Annotated in this window: 14 protein-coding genes; 13 read left to right on the plus strand and 1 reads right to left on the minus strand. The window is 34.1% G+C overall.

Annotated features, from left to right (window positions below):
- Positions 1–191 precede the first annotated feature (191 nt).
- From ACHRWY_RS03375 to ACHRWY_RS03385, 3 genes are all read left to right on the plus strand, one after another.
- The gene (locus ACHRWY_RS03375) at positions 192–509 is read left to right on the plus strand and encodes an NHLP leader peptide family RiPP precursor (protein ID WP_395352512.1); all 318 of its coding nucleotides are present in this window, start codon (positions 192–194) and stop codon (positions 507–509) included.
- 145 nt (positions 510–654) lie between these two features.
- Positions 655–2,535 carry a type 2 lanthipeptide synthetase LanM gene (gene lanM / locus ACHRWY_RS03380; RefSeq protein WP_395352514.1) on the plus strand — a complete coding sequence of 627 codons (1,881 nt, stop codon included), beginning with the start codon at positions 655–657 and terminating at the stop codon, positions 2,533–2,535.
- A gap of 35 nt (positions 2,536–2,570) precedes the next feature.
- Entirely contained in the window at positions 2,571–3,461 is an 891-nt protein-coding gene (locus ACHRWY_RS03385) for a hypothetical protein (RefSeq protein WP_395352516.1), read from the plus strand.
- Positions 3,462–3,503: 42 nt separating this feature from the next.
- On the opposite strand, the gene ACHRWY_RS03390 is transcribed toward ACHRWY_RS03385, so the two are convergent.
- Positions 3,504–4,268: a response regulator transcription factor gene (locus tag ACHRWY_RS03390; RefSeq protein WP_395352518.1), complete on the minus strand. Its 765-nt coding sequence runs from the start codon at positions 4,266–4,268 to the stop codon at positions 3,504–3,506.
- Positions 4,269–4,619: 351 nt separating this feature from the next.
- On the opposite strand from ACHRWY_RS03390, the gene ACHRWY_RS03395 reads away from it, so the two are divergent.
- From ACHRWY_RS03395 to ACHRWY_RS03440, 10 genes are all read left to right on the plus strand, one after another.
- Positions 4,620–5,288, plus strand: a complete 669-nt coding sequence (locus ACHRWY_RS03395; RefSeq protein ID WP_395352519.1) for a hypothetical protein — start codon at positions 4,620–4,622, stop codon at positions 5,286–5,288.
- Positions 5,289–5,456: 168 nt separating this feature from the next.
- Positions 5,457–6,101, plus strand: coding sequence for a helix-turn-helix domain-containing protein (locus ACHRWY_RS03400; RefSeq protein WP_395352521.1), 645 nt, complete (start codon positions 5,457–5,459; stop codon positions 6,099–6,101).
- 58 nt (positions 6,102–6,159) lie between these two features.
- Positions 6,160–6,498 (plus strand): NHLP leader peptide family RiPP precursor, encoded by a 339-nt coding sequence (locus ACHRWY_RS03405; protein WP_395352523.1) that lies wholly within the window; start codon positions 6,160–6,162, stop codon positions 6,496–6,498.
- A gap of 89 nt (positions 6,499–6,587) precedes the next feature.
- The gene (locus ACHRWY_RS03410) at positions 6,588–7,109 is read left to right on the plus strand and encodes a cyclic nucleotide-binding domain-containing protein (RefSeq protein WP_395352524.1); all 522 of its coding nucleotides are present in this window, start codon (positions 6,588–6,590) and stop codon (positions 7,107–7,109) included.
- 30 nt (positions 7,110–7,139) lie between these two features.
- A complete protein-coding gene (locus tag ACHRWY_RS03415; RefSeq protein WP_395352526.1) occupies positions 7,140–8,708 on the plus strand; it encodes a TolC family protein in 1,569 nt (522 codons plus the stop codon).
- A 17-nt stretch (positions 8,709–8,725) separates the two neighbouring features.
- Complete coding sequence (locus tag ACHRWY_RS03420; protein WP_395352528.1) at positions 8,726–9,988, plus strand: NHLP bacteriocin system secretion protein; 1,263 nt, start codon at positions 8,726–8,728, stop codon at positions 9,986–9,988.
- Positions 9,989–9,996: 8 nt separating this feature from the next.
- Complete coding sequence (locus ACHRWY_RS03425; RefSeq protein ID WP_395352530.1) at positions 9,997–12,198, plus strand: NHLP family bacteriocin export ABC transporter peptidase/permease/ATPase subunit; 2,202 nt, start codon at positions 9,997–9,999, stop codon at positions 12,196–12,198.
- A 15-nt stretch (positions 12,199–12,213) separates the two neighbouring features.
- Positions 12,214–15,120 carry an NHLP bacteriocin export ABC transporter permease/ATPase subunit gene (locus ACHRWY_RS03430; protein WP_395352532.1) on the plus strand — a complete coding sequence of 969 codons (2,907 nt, stop codon included), beginning with the start codon at positions 12,214–12,216 and terminating at the stop codon, positions 15,118–15,120.
- A 5-nt stretch (positions 15,121–15,125) separates the two neighbouring features.
- Positions 15,126–16,268 carry a DUF7005 family protein gene (locus ACHRWY_RS03435; RefSeq protein ID WP_395352534.1) on the plus strand — a complete coding sequence of 381 codons (1,143 nt, stop codon included), beginning with the start codon at positions 15,126–15,128 and terminating at the stop codon, positions 16,266–16,268.
- 422 nt (positions 16,269–16,690) lie between these two features.
- Positions 16,691–17,269: an RNA polymerase sigma factor gene (locus tag ACHRWY_RS03440; protein WP_395352536.1), complete on the plus strand. Its 579-nt coding sequence runs from the start codon at positions 16,691–16,693 to the stop codon at positions 17,267–17,269.
- Positions 17,270–17,338: the final 69 nt, after the last annotated feature.

The following is a 17,338-nucleotide window of genomic DNA, read 5'->3' on the forward strand; positions in this document are numbered from 1 at the left end:
TTCCTGCTAATCCTGAAAACATGGAATTAACAGATGCTGAATTGGAAGCTGTTGCCGGTGGACAATTTAACTTAGAGATTCTTTGGACAGGAATCTGTATTGGATGGGGAAATTAATTCCTGATTCAGCACAAAAGCTTATAAAAATCAAACTATTATATTTTTTTAAAACAACCCTTAAAACATAAGATCATGTTAAATCAAGAAAGAGAAAACGCAGAAAAAAACTTAAAAACAATTATCAAAGCAGCTTGGGAAGATGAAGCTTTCAAACAAGAATTGGTAAGCAACCCGGTTCAGGCAATCGAAAAATTATCTGGTAAACCATTAGATTTAAAAGGTAAAAGATTAATTGTAACAGATCAGACAGATTATTCTGCGGTGTATATCAATATCCCTGCTAATCCTGAAAACATGGAATTAACAGATGCTGAATTGGAAGCTGTTGCCGGTGGACAATTTAACTTAGAGATTCTTTGGACAGGAATCTGTATTGGATGGGGGAACTAATTTCACATCATTTTTAGATAATAACATCTGAAAAAGAACTTCTTTAGGTATTGTTAATTTACTATAGTCTTCACTATTGATAAATTAACAATGCCTATTTTTTTAAAAGCATAACATCGTTTATTCACCTTTTATATCCCTATTTATGAAGCGTTCTCCATCCTTAAAAAACATATACTTTAAATCGCTGACTCCTTTCGAAATATTAAATATCAGTAAGCAATATCAATGTTCTTTTGAAAAAAATGGAGAGTTGGATTATCTGGATTACTGGAAAAAAACGATAGCTAACGATGGTTCAGAAGAAATTTTTCAAAAATACTGTACTTCAAATAATCTGGCTGGCGAAGACATTTCTAAAATGATATTAAATATAATTGATATCGAAGAAAATATTGATTTTCCGGAATGGATATTTGCATTAGAAGACGTTTTAAATGAAATAGATGAAAAAAATGACCTGTTTGATCACCATCATTCTCAAAAAGCATTTTATCATCTTTTTTTACCATTTCTGGATTACTTTTTTAAGAAGCTGAGCCAAAATTTGATCGCAGTAAATATACCAATACCTAATCAGGATGTTGTTGACCAGTTACGTATAAAATTATATCAAGATCTTTATAATTTGTCTGATTTAGTTTTGTTTCATGAATTTAATGCAACCAAAACAGAAAATTCATCTCATGATGCATCAGAAGATTTCTATTATAAGAGATTTGTTTTCAGTACTTTATCTAATAAGTTTCAGGATTTATTTTTAAAGTATCCGATGCTTGCCCGAAAACTTTCTAAAAAAACATCAGATTATATTGCGTTTATAACTACTGTTTTTAGAAGACTTGAAACGGATAAACCTGATTTGGAATTGCTTTTGGATAAAAAGTTCGGTCAGCTTAGAAAAATTCATTTAAGCTCAGGAGATCAGCACAATGGAGAATCGACTGTTATCATTGAATTTGAAAATGCACAAAAAATAGTCTACAAACCCACTAACCTGAGTATTACAAATTCTTATAATGTATTCCTGAACTGGATCAATGAAAACCTGGATGAAAACCTAAAAACCTTTAAAATTCTGGATAAAGGAGTTTATGGCTGGTTAGAATTTATTGAAAATTCGCCTTGTACTACTATAGACGATGTAAAGCAATACTATGAAAGAGCCGGCATTTTACTGGGAGTCACTTATTTTCTGAATGCTAAAGATTTTCACTGCGAGAATATAATTGCTTCGGGAAACAGTCCCGTTTTAATAGATCATGAAACTATTCTGAGCCCGGCATTAAAACAGCTCAACGGAGAAAACCAGGAATCGCAGGGCGCTATTTTCAGATCAGTTTTTGAGGCCTCATTGCTTCCGACAAGGCATTTAAATTTACCCTATTATATGTACGGTTTTGGTTCTTCAGAAATGTTGGAATCTGATTTTCCTGTTTTAAAAATTAAAGATGCAAATAAGGATTCTATGAGTGTAATTTCTGAAATGGAAACGCAAAAATTATACAAATTAAATAAACCCTTTTTGAACAATTCTGTTGTAAACCTTGTAGAATACGAAGAAGAATTTAAGGCAGGATTTCAAAAGTTATACCATTTAATCCTAAAAAATAAAAAACATCTGCAGTCTGAATATTCTCCCCTTACTAATTTTCATAGTTCCAAAATTCGTTTTATCAACCGCCACACAAAAGTGTACGCTAAGATCTTAAAATTTCTAAACAAGCCCGAATATCTGGCTGATTCGATCAAATACGGGATAAAACTGGAGATTCTGGCAAAAGCATATACCTCTTTTGATAATGGAGGACCTATATTACATGCTGAACGAGAGCAAATGTTACAGGATGATATTCCTGTATTTTATATTAACGCATTAGATAATTGTATCAATTTCCCCAATAAAAAAAGTATGAATTTGATAAAAAGAAGTGCTATCGAAAACATACAGGATAAAGTTAAAAATGCAAGTACGGAAGATTTTGATAATCAATTAATGCTGATTACGGACTCGGTTAAACTTTAATAAAAAAAAGAATAAAAGTTTTAAAAATTAATTTTATGGATTTGAAAAAAGCTCATTACTATTTATATACATTTTGTCGTTATTTTATGGCAACAATGATTCTTTCGTACGCCTTTTCAAAAATTCTGGGAACACAATTTATAGCTCAGCCCAGTACATTTGACAAGCCTGTGGGATCATTAAGCGGGTTTGAATTAACCTGGTATTACTATAGTTTTTCGCATTGGTACGGGACATTTATAGCCGTATCACAAATAATAAGTGCTATACTGTTATTTTTTAGAAAAACAACCAGAATTGGGGTAGTTCTATTTTTAACTTTTATGGTTAATATTTTATTGATTGACTTTGCGTACCATATAAAAGGGGCACAGGGTATGGCCACTATATTAACCGTTATGGGGCTTTTTGTTTTCTTTTCAGAATTTCCTCTTTTTTATAAATATTTTATTATAGAACCACCTTTGTTTTCTGATCAGGAAACTCCAAAGTGGATAAACCGGTTTAAAAAGATAAAATGGGTTTATATTGCCGTTGTATTTATAGGCTTTTATGGCGGAATAAGTTATTTGAAAAATAAGCTAATGGGGCAAAATGAGTTTTATGGAACATGGCAAAATACCACTGGTAATTCAGAATTTGAGAGATTGAATTTTGAAGCCCTCAGTACTTTTCAGGTGAACAAAGTATGCAATAATAGTAAAGTGAATGAAGGACTGTACTCTTTTACAAAAGATTCCATTTTCTTAAGAACTTTTACAAAAAAATACCAGGATAAATTGAGTAATGATAAAGAGAATTCTATTTTAAATCCGGATCAGTCACAAATGATAACATTGCTGAAAGGAAAATATCAACTAGATCAAAAATCCCTAACCATTCAAACAGACAAAAATCAAAAAATAATTTTCAAACGGATTCGTTAGTAGCCTCTTTAAGCTTAAAATAACCAAATAAAAAGAAGCTGTTTAAATGAGTTTATTGCTGGTGGCAAAAACAATGGCTTCTGAAATATTAGTTACTTCTAATTTTTCGAAGAGCTTTCTTCTGTGAAATTTTACAGTATCCGGCGAAACAAATATTTCGGTTGCTATTTCGTTTATTGTAAAGCCGCGGCTCGAAAAGTGTAAAATCTCTTTTTCTCTTTTGGATAACGTTATTTTTTTAGAGTCTTCCCAACGATCTGTAGCAAGATTATAGTTAAGGACCTTATTCTCTCCGTTCTTATGTATTTTAATGTTACCTGCTTTGCGTTCAGATGATAACGAGATGATACATATCGCTTTCCATATTTTTCCGGTACTGGTTAAAAAAACAGGGGTAAGCTTTTGGTTGATTAAAATTAATTTTCCTTCCTGGTTTTTTAAATGAAAATCATAAGAGATGGTATGAAGAATCCTTTCTTCAAGAAGTGTTTTTTCATAAAAATCAAATCCCACAGAATTGATTTTTAATAATAAGTCTAAGTCTGCCGGGGGAACATGCTTGAAATAGAAAGCGTATCCCATTTCCAGAACTTGTTGTGCTGTATTTCCACAAAGAAATAACGGATTATCGGAAACAAATTCAAATCCCTGCTCCAGATAATCTATAACATAAATACTCGTATAAGTAGCTCTTGCAAATGCTTTTACGGGTTCTAAATAATCAAATTTTTGTGCCCTTTCTTCATCTGACAAATTATAGATTATATTTCTGGAATCAAAAAACGAATTTAAATCTTGTTCTTTCATCTGGATAATTTTCATCAAATTTAATTTTTTTTTATTATGTATGAAAAGAATTACGCAAATCTTGTAAAAATGAGAACGATAGCCTTAATTGATTTCCATTTCTTACAATGTTTTTCAAGTTTAAAATGATTGTCAGATTTTACTTTAAAGCCCGTCAAACCTCAGCTTGTTCCTAAAAAAGAGATGAATTATCTCATCAAGTTCCCTTCCTTTTTAACAATTATAGTCTAAGATCAGGTACTACCCTAAAAGGTAGTTTGTTGATTATTAACAGAATACTACTATTTAGGGTAGCGGCAGAACGATAAGTGACAATTAGCTTTGTTACTAACCAAAAGCAAATAGACCCCCATGACTATAAATCAAAATTACCTAGAAAGATTAGAACTGAACCAGCTAAATGAATTAGCCAAGTTTGTGGTTGAAGAAAACTTTAATCATCATTGTGAAAATGTAAATACGAATGAACTTATTGCAGACACGCAGGAAGTTTATGATGAAGAATTAAATTATTTCAAAGATTCTGAAATTTTTGTTGCGAAAGATTTTTCAGGAAGTATTCAGGGATCCATCAGAGTAATCCAATGGGATTATAAAACCAAACTGCCTCTTCAGAAAATTTTTAATATCGACCCTTTAAGTGTTTTCGATTATTCTGAAAAATTATCCTCGGTTTGGCACATTGGCCGATTTGCAACTAAGAGAAACAATACTGATAAAACACTATTTAGAAGATTAATGGTGTGTGCAATCGCGCCTATATGTGAACAAAAAAATGGTGTTGCTTTTGCCGAATGCGACAGTAAACTTTTAAGAATTATGAATCTGCTTGGAATAAAAGCAGAAGTGATAGGCGCTTCGATTAACTATCTGGGATCTGAAACAATACCCATAGCCATGAGCTACGATGGTTTGAAAGATTTTTATCAGAACAATAAATCTTTAGTAACCTCACAATACATTGATAAAATGTCTGATCAAACATTTCAGAATAAGGAGTATCAATATCACGCATGCTAATTTTTTATCAATAGCAGCATAACAAGAAAGCGTCCTGATCTTAATCAAATCAACGCAAAGAGTTCATACTGCACAATGGAAGAAGCAATTTCTTAAAATGAAATAAGGTTGTCCAAATGATTAATTTTTTTGACTAACAATTAATTCCCACCACAAATGATGAATGAGATGACAAGAAGCACTACCATAGATTGGTCTTCTCCTGATATTTTAAATCAGATAGTCCAGAATATTAAAAATCCACTCGACAGCATTATTGCGGCCAGTAAACCTGAGACAAAACATAATGAAATGCAAAATGAGATTATTTTTTCGAGTACCAAACAAATAAATGACCTGATTGAAGAAATCTTAGATGAAATCAAATCGAAGTCTGTAAACCTGACCATTCAGGGCCGGCCGGAAATTTTTGACATCTATGAATCCAATAAAAATATTCAGGATTTGTGTGTAAATAAAATTAATCCGCAGAAAATAACAAAATTAGATCACGACTGGCTATTGAATCTGGAAAAGGAAATTTATAGTTCGATTAACCAAAATGATATGAACCTGTATGAACTGTCGTATAAAATGGCAGTGAGCGAAAGACAACTGCATAGAAAGATTGCAAATTTAGTACACCTTACACCCAACAAGTATATACGCATATTGAGACTGCATAAAGCCAAACACCTGATTGATAACTATATTCAAAACTCAATTTCACAAGTAGCATATTCAGTAGGGTACAATGATGTACATTATTTCTCAAAGTTGTTTTTGAACCAATATGATATCTCACCTAAGGAATTAATAAACTCTTTGAGATAACTATTGATTAACAATAGTATAAGCACGGATCACAAGTAAAATTTTAAGCATAAATAAAATGATTTTAACAGAAGAACAAAAAAAAGGTCAGGATGTATTTTTTAGGATAATTGCCGAAGCCTGGGAAAACGATGATTTTAAGAAATCATTAATCACAAACCCCGAAGAAACATTAGAGAAGTTTTTTGGGAGAAGGATACCAAGCGGTAAAAAGATTAAAGTAACAGATCAGTCCGACCCGGAGTATCTGTACATCAATATCCCCATAAAGCTACAGCAAAAGGATCAGGAATTAGACGAAAAAAAATTAGACAAATTAAGCGGAGGAACCTCTAAGGGCTCTAGTATTACAGACTATGAAAGTCTGTACAATTCTTTACGGGAGATGTATAAATAGCATTTTTCAACGGTCAGCTATAACAGACTCCACGTTTAATCAACAAATAAAATTTAAATAATTAGTATAACTTTTAAAAGAATATAATTATGAAAAGAGCACTTTTTTTCTTAGGTCAGCTTAATAACAGAGATGTAGAATGGTTGATTAACAATGGTCAGAAAATAGAATTAAGAGGAGGAGAAAAACTCATCCAGAAAGGTAATTTTATTGATAGCTTATACATCGTATTATCAGGTCAATTGTCTGTATGTGCAGAGAATGGTGATAAAGAAGACATTGCAACATTAGGAAGCGGGGAGGTTGTGGGTGAAATGTCTTTCCTGGAAACAAGACCACCATCTGTTTCTGTAATTGCCAGAAAGACCTCAGTAGTATATAAAATATCCCGAAATGTGATAGAACTGAGACTTAGTTCAAATCCGGATTTCAAAGCCAGTTTTTATTATGCTTTGGCTTTGTTCCTTTCTAACAGATTGAGAAAAACAACAGATCAGTTAGGATATGGTATGCCGGAAGAAGAAGATTTAATAGATACTAAAATATTAGACGGAGTAGCACAAGCCGGTTCACATTTTGGTCAGATTCTGCACAGGTTTTCAGAAGCATAGATAATTACTAACTCTAAACATCAGATTTAAATGAGGTTTAATCCTTTCTTTTTTACCGTACTGATTATTGGTGTTACTAATTTACAAAGTCAATCTAAAATTAAATGTGATTTAATTGGAATTTCAAGCATAGCTTTTGACAAAAGTCCCAATATTAAAAGAAATTATTATGCGATACAAAATGCCGAAGGAGAACTTCAGGTACAATGGAGCACATTTGATTTTAAATTAAATTCGGCACTTTCCTATAAAAACAGCAGGCTAAATCTGTATGATGCTGATCCCAGAAATCAGTATATCGACAGATCGTTAAAGTCAAATGCAGTAGATTTCTCGGTGGGTTTGCAAAAAAGATTCCGAACGTCGCAAATAGCAGAGGTAAGTTTAAAATACCTCTATAACGACAGTAATTTTCCGTACAATGCATTCGATCAGCTTGTGGGGCCTTTTTTCGGAAACCACACCGGAGTGCTTAATTTTTCATTAACTCAGCCGCTTTTAAGAGGAAGAGGAAAAAAAGTAACCACAACAGGAGAACAGGTGGCAAACCTTTATATTGATAAAAACAAGTTGGATTACGAGTTTACAAATTCGTATGAAATCCTTCAGATTGGTATTGCCTATTGGAATTATTATACCGCTTTTAAAAGCCTGGATGTTTATATACAAAACGAAAGCAGAGTAAGAAACGTATTAGAAATGACTAAAGAGTTAATAAAAGCAGACAAAAAACCGGAGAGTGATATGGCTCAGGTAAATGCTGATTTAACCAATCAGGAAAGATTAACAATTGTGGCCCGGCAAAATTTATATAATGCCAGATTAGATTTAGGCAGGGCCATAGGTTTATCTGACGAAGAAAGCCAACAACTGGGTGACCCTATAAGTGATTTTCCTATAGTTACAGAAAGTGGATACAAGGAAAATATCGACAAAAACACACTTATTAAAAAAGCGAAAGACAATCGTGGAGATTTAAAAGCCCTGCAAAAGGTCACTGAAGCCGTAGAACTTCAATACCAATTGGCCGAGAATAACCTGAAAGCCCAGCTGGATTTAACCGGTTTTGCATATTACGGAAGCACCAGCGTAGGAAATGGAGTAGACAAAACTCTTTCTTCATTTGTAAACAACCAGGGTCAGGATCTTGGTGCAGGGGCGAAATTGACTTTTTCATTTGCGTTGAATAATAATCTCGCAAAAGGAAATTATTCGATTAACAAAATTGCCGTAAAAGACCAGGCCGTAATAAGCGATAATACCCGGAGAAACGTTGATTTAAATGTCAATGCTGCACTTAATAATTTAAACAACAGTGTCTTAATCCTTGAAAAAGCAAAAGAATCGATGGGATTTCATAAAACAGCTTTTGATAACGAACAAATAAAATTTCAAATGGGTTTAACGACACTTTTAAATTTAATGCTGTTTCAGGAAAGATTTACCTTTTCAGAACTGGAATACCTCAGTGCAGAGCAACAGTTTTCTAATGCACTTATAAGTCTCAGACACGAAACCGGTACGCTTGTTTCTAAAGAAAGCCTGGATTTCAAAATTATCCAGAATGCATTTTATACGGTTCCAAATACAGAAAATTAATAAAAAAAACGGAAACTATGTCAGCAAGTTTTTTCAGAAAATCAGCTTTAGAAAAGCTTTCTACTCCAGAAAAATTAGACCAGTTAATAAAAGTTACCGGCCCCAAAGCCTGGATAGCACTGGTAACGGTCGCAGCAATACTTTTTACAGGTGTACTGTGGGCATTTATGGGAACCGTAAAAACAAAATTGGATGTAGTAGGAGTAGTGCAGGGAGGAGAAGTTCATGAAGTAGTAGCAACATCGCAGGGACAATTGGTTGAACTGAAAGTAGCGATAGGCGATCACGTAAAAAAAGGAGATATTATCGCCAATATACAACAGCCGGAACTACAACAACAAATAGAAGACGCAAAAGCCGTAATGTCAGACCGAAAGTTTGAAATGGGAAAATTATCTACTTACGGGAGCCAGGGGACACAATTGCAAAGCGAATTGATCAAGCAAACCCGCGTAAGTATTCAGGGAGAAATTGAAACAGAAAAGAAAAAATTGTTATTCCTTAATAATCAGTTAGACGCAGAGAATGGCTTGCTTAGTAAAGGTTTAATAACCAAATCTGAAGTAGCAGTAACCAAACAGCAAATAGAAACTTCAAAAAATGCTATTGAAAGATTGAAAGGACAAAAAGTAGAAACATCGACCCAACAGCATAATTTAGGCTTTGACCTGCAGCAAAAAGTAACATTGCAAAGCCAACGAATCGCTGAAGCTGAACGAAATCTGCAATTTTTAACTGAACGTTATGAGCTCCAAAAGAATATTAAAAGTCCTTATGACGGGGAAGTTGTGGAGGTTTTAACCGACGCAGGAATCGTTGTAACCGCGGGAACGCCTTTGTTTAAACTTAAAAACCTGAACGAAAAGAAACTCGCCCAACTCACAGGCATTTTATATATTCCGTCTCAGGACGGGAAAAAAATACGAAAAGGAATGGAGGCTTTGGTAGTACCATCAACCGTACAGCCACAGGAATACGGGTTCATAAAAGGAAAAGTAACCTATGTATCTGATTTTCCGGTTACACAACAAGGTATGCTTACATCTATTAAAAATGATCAGCTTGCCAAAGGACTTTTGGCCAAAGGCCCCTTATTTGAAGTGCATGTAGATTTTGAAAAAGATCCAAAATCGACTAGCGGATTTAAATGGACATCGGCAAAAGGACCGGAAATTTTTATAAAAGAAGGTACATCATGTATGGGAAAAGTGACCATAAGACAAGAGCCGCCTGTTACGATAATAGTTCCTGCATTTAAGAAATTTTTTGACTTATACTAACAATACGGATGGGAGACAGTACAAATTTTGTTATTGAAAAACAAGCCCGGCCAGTCAAGGTTCCAACTGTGTTACAGATGGAAAGTGTAGAATGTGGTGCGGCAGCTTTGAGTATTATTTTAGGCCATTTTGGTAAGTTTGTTCCCTTAGAAAAACTAAGAATAGCTTGTGGCGTTTCTAGAGATGGACTAAAAGCAACAAATATTATTAAAGCAGCTAAAGAGTTTGGATTAGAATCAAAAGGATATGCCAAATCGATCGAAAAGCTCATGCAGATTAGAACACCGGCTATTATCTTTTGGAATTTTAATCACTTCCTGGTACTCGAAGGTTTCACCAAAAAGAAAGTATATCTAAGTGATCCCGCACAAGGAAGATATACTGTAACGCATCAGGAATTTGATGACTCTTATACGGGAGTTGTACTGACGTTTGATATTGGCGAAAATTTTGAGAAAGGAAATGAGAAAAAAGGACTTATAGGTTCTTTGCTTTCCAGGGTTGCCAGTTCTAAATCCAGCATTATTTATATCATTATAGCCAGTCTGTTTTTAGTAATTCCCGGTTTAATAATCCCTTCTTTTCTGACCGTTTTTATAGATAAGTACCTAATCAATAGTTTTTCCGGATTTGTAATGCCGCTACTGTTAATTATGGGAGCAATCTTAATTATTAATTCGGTTTTAGTATACCTTCAACAATACTTTTTACTTAAACTCGAAACAAAACTGGCTTTAGTTACTTCCAGTAAATTTTTGTGGCACGTTTTTCATTTGCCTATTGCTTTTTTTACACAGCGTTACAGCGGTGAAGTAGGTAACAGGGTTTCCTTAAATGATAAAGTGGCCAAATTATTAAGTGGTGATTTAGCCAATGCCGCTTTAAATGTTATAGTAGTCGTTTTTTATGCCGTGCTAATGTTTTCTTATGACATTACCCTTACGCTGATTGGTATTTTTATGGCAGCAATAAACATTGTGATTTTAAAATGCGTGGCAACAGCCAGAAAAGACGGAAGCCGAAGATTAAGCAATGAAACAGGAAAATTGCTTGGAACCACAACTTCAGGAATTAGTATGGTTGAAACGCTAAAAGCCTCGGGAAGGGAAAATGATTTTTTTACCAACTGGATTGGATATCTGGCCAAGGTAATGAACGCGCAGCAAGAACTGGGCTGGTTAACCATCAGGCTTAATGTTCTGCCCAATTTGATCACATCGTTAACAAACTCTCTAATTCTTGGAATTGGAGCTTTGCGTATTATGGACGGCGAAATGACCTTGGGATCTTTAGTGGCCTTTACGTACCTGATGAACAATTTTATAACACCGGTCAATCAATTGATCACCGTGGGTAATATGCTGCACGAAACAGAAAGTGATATGAGCCGTATTGATGACGTACTCGACTATGAAATCGACAGTCAGTTTATAGAAAAAGAACCCAATCAAAACGTTCAGCCTGATCCTGATGGAGTAATCAAAAACAAATTGATAGGATATTTTGAAATGAAAGATGTCACATTTGGTTATAACACTACCATGCCGGCATTAATAGAAAACTTCAGTTTAAAATTAAAACCAGGAAGCAGGGTCGCCTTAGTTGGAGGTTCAGGAAGCGGTAAATCGACCGTTGCCAGAATTGCGTCGGGACTTTATGAGCCCTGGAAAGGCGAGGTTTTGCTTGATGGTAAAAACAGAAGCACTATAGCAAGATATACAGTTACAAGCTCATTGGCCGTAGTCGATCAGGATGTCAATATATTTAATGGCACAATCAAAGAAAATATCTCTTTTTGGGATAGTATGATCCCTGAAAAGCATATAATTAATTCAGCCCGGGATGCCGCCATCCATGACGTTATAGCTGCCAGATCTGACGGATATGACAGTAAAGTAATGGAAGGCGGAGCCAATTTTAGTGGTGGACAACGTCAGCGTATAGAAATTGCCAGAGCCTTATCCGGTAACCCAACCATCTTAGTTTTGGACGAAGCCACCAGTGCACTGGATCCTACTACCGAAAAAACGGTAATGGACAATATCAAGAAAAGAGGTTGTACCTGTCTTATTGTGGCCCACAGATTAAGTACCATAATTGACTGTGATGAAATTATAGTAATGGAGTTAGGGAAAATTGTAGAACGTGGTTCGCATCAGGAATTGTTAAGGCAAAATGGCGTTTATGCACACCTAATCGAATCCAAATAAATTTAAACTATTTCAATGAAAGAGAAAATACACATAGGAGCTGAAAATCCATTGATTCTTAATCATACCGACCGTTTCTGGATGGTGGTTTCGGGTGAAGTAAATGTGTTTCATACTAAAATTGATGAAGACGGAGCCTATTTATGCGCTTTAAAATATTTGTATTCTGCAAAAAAAGGAGAACTCTTATTTAGCTTATTATCTACGGAATCGACTGATAATATTAGATTGATCGTTTTTTCTAATGATGCCAAATTACTTGCAATAAAAAAAAGTGACCTTCTGGATATTGATCGTTTTTTTCTGAAAAACATGATTAATAAATGGATATCAAAAACATCTTCTGAATTAAATTTTCAAAATGCTCCAAGGGTTTATACGGCACTGGATGATTTTGATATTATAAATTTAAAAGAAAATACCACTGCATATCCTTCACACGGTGTCAATTGGGTGAACTTAAATAGCGGAAGACTCTCTGTGTTTTCGACAGATATAGATGTTAATTTTGATGATGAACCTAATTTCCCAATTCCGGTATCTAATAAATTATGGATAAAATCTCTATCTGCCAAAACCGAAGTAAAAATATTAAGTACACGCGAAGTGATCGAAGAAGAAGTTAATTTTTTAATTTCTTTAGAAAAAATACAATCTCATTTTTATGCGCAGCTTGGTAAAGCGATAGAAAACAACAGTATTTTTGAAAACCTTCATTTTAATGCTAAACTGGCCAGCGAAGAAGATGAATTAAAAAACACGCTCGAAAAAATAAAATCTATAGTAACCGGCAATAAAAAAGGTGCTCCACAGGTAGCAGCTTCAAAACTAAATAAGCAAAGTATCCTCTATGCAACCTGTCAGGTAATAGCAGACCACAGTCAATTTAAATTTGAAGAACCCAAACATATTGACGAAAACGAAACCAGACCAACAAGTTTGCTTTACGCTATCGCAAAAAGTTCTAAAATAAGAGTCCGAAAAATCATTCTGAGAGACGTATGGTGGAAGGAAGAAAACGGACACTTACTGGCCTTTACCAAACAAAAAAACGAACCTGTCGCCCTTATACAAAAAACGTCCGGTTCTTATTGGATAAAAAATGTAGCAACCGGTTCTGAATCTATTGTAAATAATGAAATAGCAGATTCTTTAGAACCCATTGGTTATATGTTCTTCTCGGGTTTCGATGTCAAAATGGATTCGATGAAAAAGGTGCTGAATTTTGCCATGAACGGAGTAAAAAAGGATGCTAAACTATTAATTCTGGCCTCTTTAGCAGGAAGTTTGATCGGGTTATTAGTACCTATTTTATCAGGAGTAATTTTTGACGATATCATTCCCACGGCAGACAGATCGATACATGTGGAAATATTCAGTATTATGATTATGATAGGTTTGGTAACTGCCGGACTACAGTTGGTTCAGGGGGTATTGCAAATGAGAGTAGAGTCAAAATCCAGTATCAATTTACAAGCTGGTGTAATGGATTATATATTACGGCTGCCGGTAACTTTTTACAAAAAATATACAGCGGGAGATCTTACGAACAGGGTTTTAAGTATCAATGCCATACGACAAATTCTATCCAACACATTAATGACGGCGCTATTAAGTGGCGCATTCTCTTTTGTCAATCTGATACTTCTTTTCTATTATGATTCCAGTTTAGCATGGGTTGGTGTCGGGTTAGCTGCAGTGGCTGTTACTTTTATGATCACAATTGGTTGTTTGAAGTTAAAATATGACAGACAGGTTTCTGAATACCAGGGAGAAATTCAGGGGTTTTTGTTTGAGTTTTTATCGGGAATCAGCAAAATAAGAATATCGGGCGGCGAAAAAAGAGTTTTTACCCTTTGGGCAGCAAAATTTTCAAAACTAAAACAGTTAGGTTTTAGTTCCGGAAGTTATCAGAATTTTGTCGAAATTTTCAATAGTTCTTATCCGCTTTTTACCAGTATTTTCTTTTTCTCGTTTATCTACTATACTGTGATTCATTCTACTGCAACAGGAGCAAGCATGATGTCTGTAGGTTCCTTTATGGCATTTATTACAGCTTTTAATAAGTTTCTGGGAGATAGTTTACGATTAAGTATGGCTTTTATTACCTCATTAAATGTTATTCCGCTGTACGAAAGGGTTAAGCCCATTTTAGAAGAAGAACCGGAATCTGTGGATCACAGTATTGATCCCGGAGAATTGGCAGGCGATATCGAGATGAATTCAGTTTCATTTCGATACCACGAAAGCCAGCCTTTGATTTTAAAAAATATTACTTTCAAAATTAAACCGGGAGAAATGGTTGCTTTTGTCGGGGCTTCAGGTTCCGGAAAATCAACAATTATGAGACTGCTTTTGGGGTTTGAACATCCTGAAGTAGGGTCTATATTTTATGATGGAAATACTTTTGATACCATGAATAAAGAGCTGGTAAGGAGACAAATTGGTGTTGTATTGCAACATGGGGCGCTTATGGCAGGCAGCATTTATCAGAATATTGTAGGAAATTCAGAGTTGACTTTAGATGATGCATGGGATGCAGCCCGTATGGCAGGAATGGAAGAGGATATCAAAAATATGCCTATGGAAATGCACACATTTGTTAGTGAAGGTGCAGGAACATTTTCCGGCGGACAAAGACAACGACTTATGATTGCAAGGGCAATTGTTCATAAACCCAGATTGTTGTTTATGGATGAGGCTACAAGTGCACTCGATAACAGAACCCAAAATATTGTTGCCGAAAGTCTGGACAAACTCCAGGCTACACGTATCGTGATTGCGCATCGATTAAGTACCATTAAAAATGCAGATCGTATTTATGTAATGAATGATGGAGAAATTACAGAAACGGGTACTTATGAAGAGTTAATGCAACAAGATGGCTTATTTACCCAACTGGCTAAACGTCAAATTTCGTAACGATCATGAATAATTTATTTCCACTGGAACCAGTTAATCAAGTTGCATTAATTGGTTTATCTGACGAACTTAAAAACTATTTGTTTAATAAATTTTCTTTAAATGATGAGTATACAACATCAACTTTTACAGAAGATCCGGAAATTCAATTTTGGGAAGAATATTTAAGGAGCTTTTCTAATGGAAAAGATATTTTTAATGCATTAAAAGAATGTTACCCACAGTTGAACTTTTTAATTGAAAAAGAAATAGATAAAATTGAGCTCTACAACGATGTTGTTTTGAGAGGAAAGACAAATGATATAAAATTAGCCGCATATTTAAAATTGGCAGATTCAAAAAACATCAGTTTAGAACTTCACCCAAGTATTACCGGAAGAATTCCCGTTTTAATGATTCCAAACAAAGAAGATTTTGTAAAAATACTGCAGTCGCTGATCTATAAAAACAACCCTGTCGCCATTCCTCCATCAATGGGAGCAGTTTTACTAAATGGCCTTAACAATTGGAAACGGTTAAATATCATTAAAAAAAACTGGTTACAAAACAATCCCATCGGAGACTGGAACGGAGAGTTTTTAGATAATATTGCACCCAATAAATCTTTATATAAAGATAAACTGGTCATTTTAAGTGCAAAACCGTACAGCAATGTAGCTGCAAGTCAATTGGGGCTGACAGAAGATTTATGGACTTCATATTCGGTTTCCATCCGAAAGGAACATGAATTTACGCATTTATATACCCTTAAAAAATACGGACATGCGACCAATAATCTTCATGATGAGTTAATCGCAGATTATATAGGAATTATTAAAACTACCTGGAATTATAATAAAGTCTGGATGTTGACTTTTATGGGATTAGAAAATTACCCGCATTACAGAGAAGGAGCAAGATTAGAAAATTATGTCAAAGAAAGTAATTTATCTTCGGCTGATTTTAAGCAATTGATTACAATAGTTAAAAATGCTATTGAAAACATTGCAATTTTTGATAAAAATCTGGGTAAATTAAAGTCAAATAAAGATCAGATGTGCAGAATAGATGCCCTCTGCGAAATAGGATTGATTGATTTAGCATCTCCAAGAGGTGCGGAATTACTGATTGAGATTTATTATGAAAATTTTCACAGGGTACTATTTTAAAATTTACAACCAGGAGATAGAAAATTCACAATTAAAAAAAAGTCCCGTTTCATTTGAAACGGGACTTTTTTTTAATGCTTTGGGCTAAATGTTAACCTTACATAAAAAATGCATTTTATAATTTAAAAAGCAACCGTTTTTATTTTTTGATAGAAAGGTGATAAACGATGTTTTTATAAGCAAAAGGGCTAATTGACTATTATAGTAACTATTAGTTTGATTGTTGAGTTTAATTAATTGATTATTATGTGTTTAGTTGTGTTCTGGCAGCGTATTCTTCGTGAATATTTTGGAGAAGGCTATCGTTGATTCCTGAACACCGCTCAATATTAACAAATTATTAAATGACCAATTCATAAAAATACCAAAACAGGTTTATTATACTTTTGTAAGGGTCTTCTTTAACAATTTAAAATTACATTATGAGCTCTAATTTGCTAATTTACTTACGTGCAGGAGATGATTCCAGCTTTAGAGAAATCTATGATTTGTATCATTTTAAAGTATTTTGTTTTGTGAAAAAATATACTGCACAACTTGCAGATGCCGAAGATGTGACACAAAATGTATTTATTCATCTTTGGAAGTACAGAACTAAACTCGATCCGAATATAGATTTAGAGGCCATCCTCTTTAAAAGTTCCAAGCAGGAAATTTCAAAATGGTATAAAAAACAAAACAGGATTTTTTCAGTCGAGAACGATCAATTAATTAAAGAGCTTGATATAGCGTCGGAGACAGAGGAGGATATCAGTGCCAAATTAGAAAAAATTGAATATTTGCTCAATCAAATCCCTGAAAAAAGAAGGAAAATTTTTAGTCTCCATAAATTTGAAGACCGAAGTTATAAAGAAATCGCAGCAGAAATGGATATGTCTCAAAGTGCTGTAGCCAATCAAATTTCAAAAACACTACAATTCCTTAAAAAGAATGCAGTAAAAAATAATGAACTGTATTGGTTTGCATTATTCTTTATCAGCCAGTCAGAATTAATATCATAATTTTAGTCCTGATATTTTCGGATTACCGTGCGCCAACTGAGACTTTTTTGTATGGTAAAATCTAATTTA

Source organism: Flavobacterium sp. FlaQc-48, assembly GCF_044007335.1.
Classification (GTDB): Bacteria; Bacteroidota; Bacteroidia; order Flavobacteriales; family Flavobacteriaceae; genus Flavobacterium.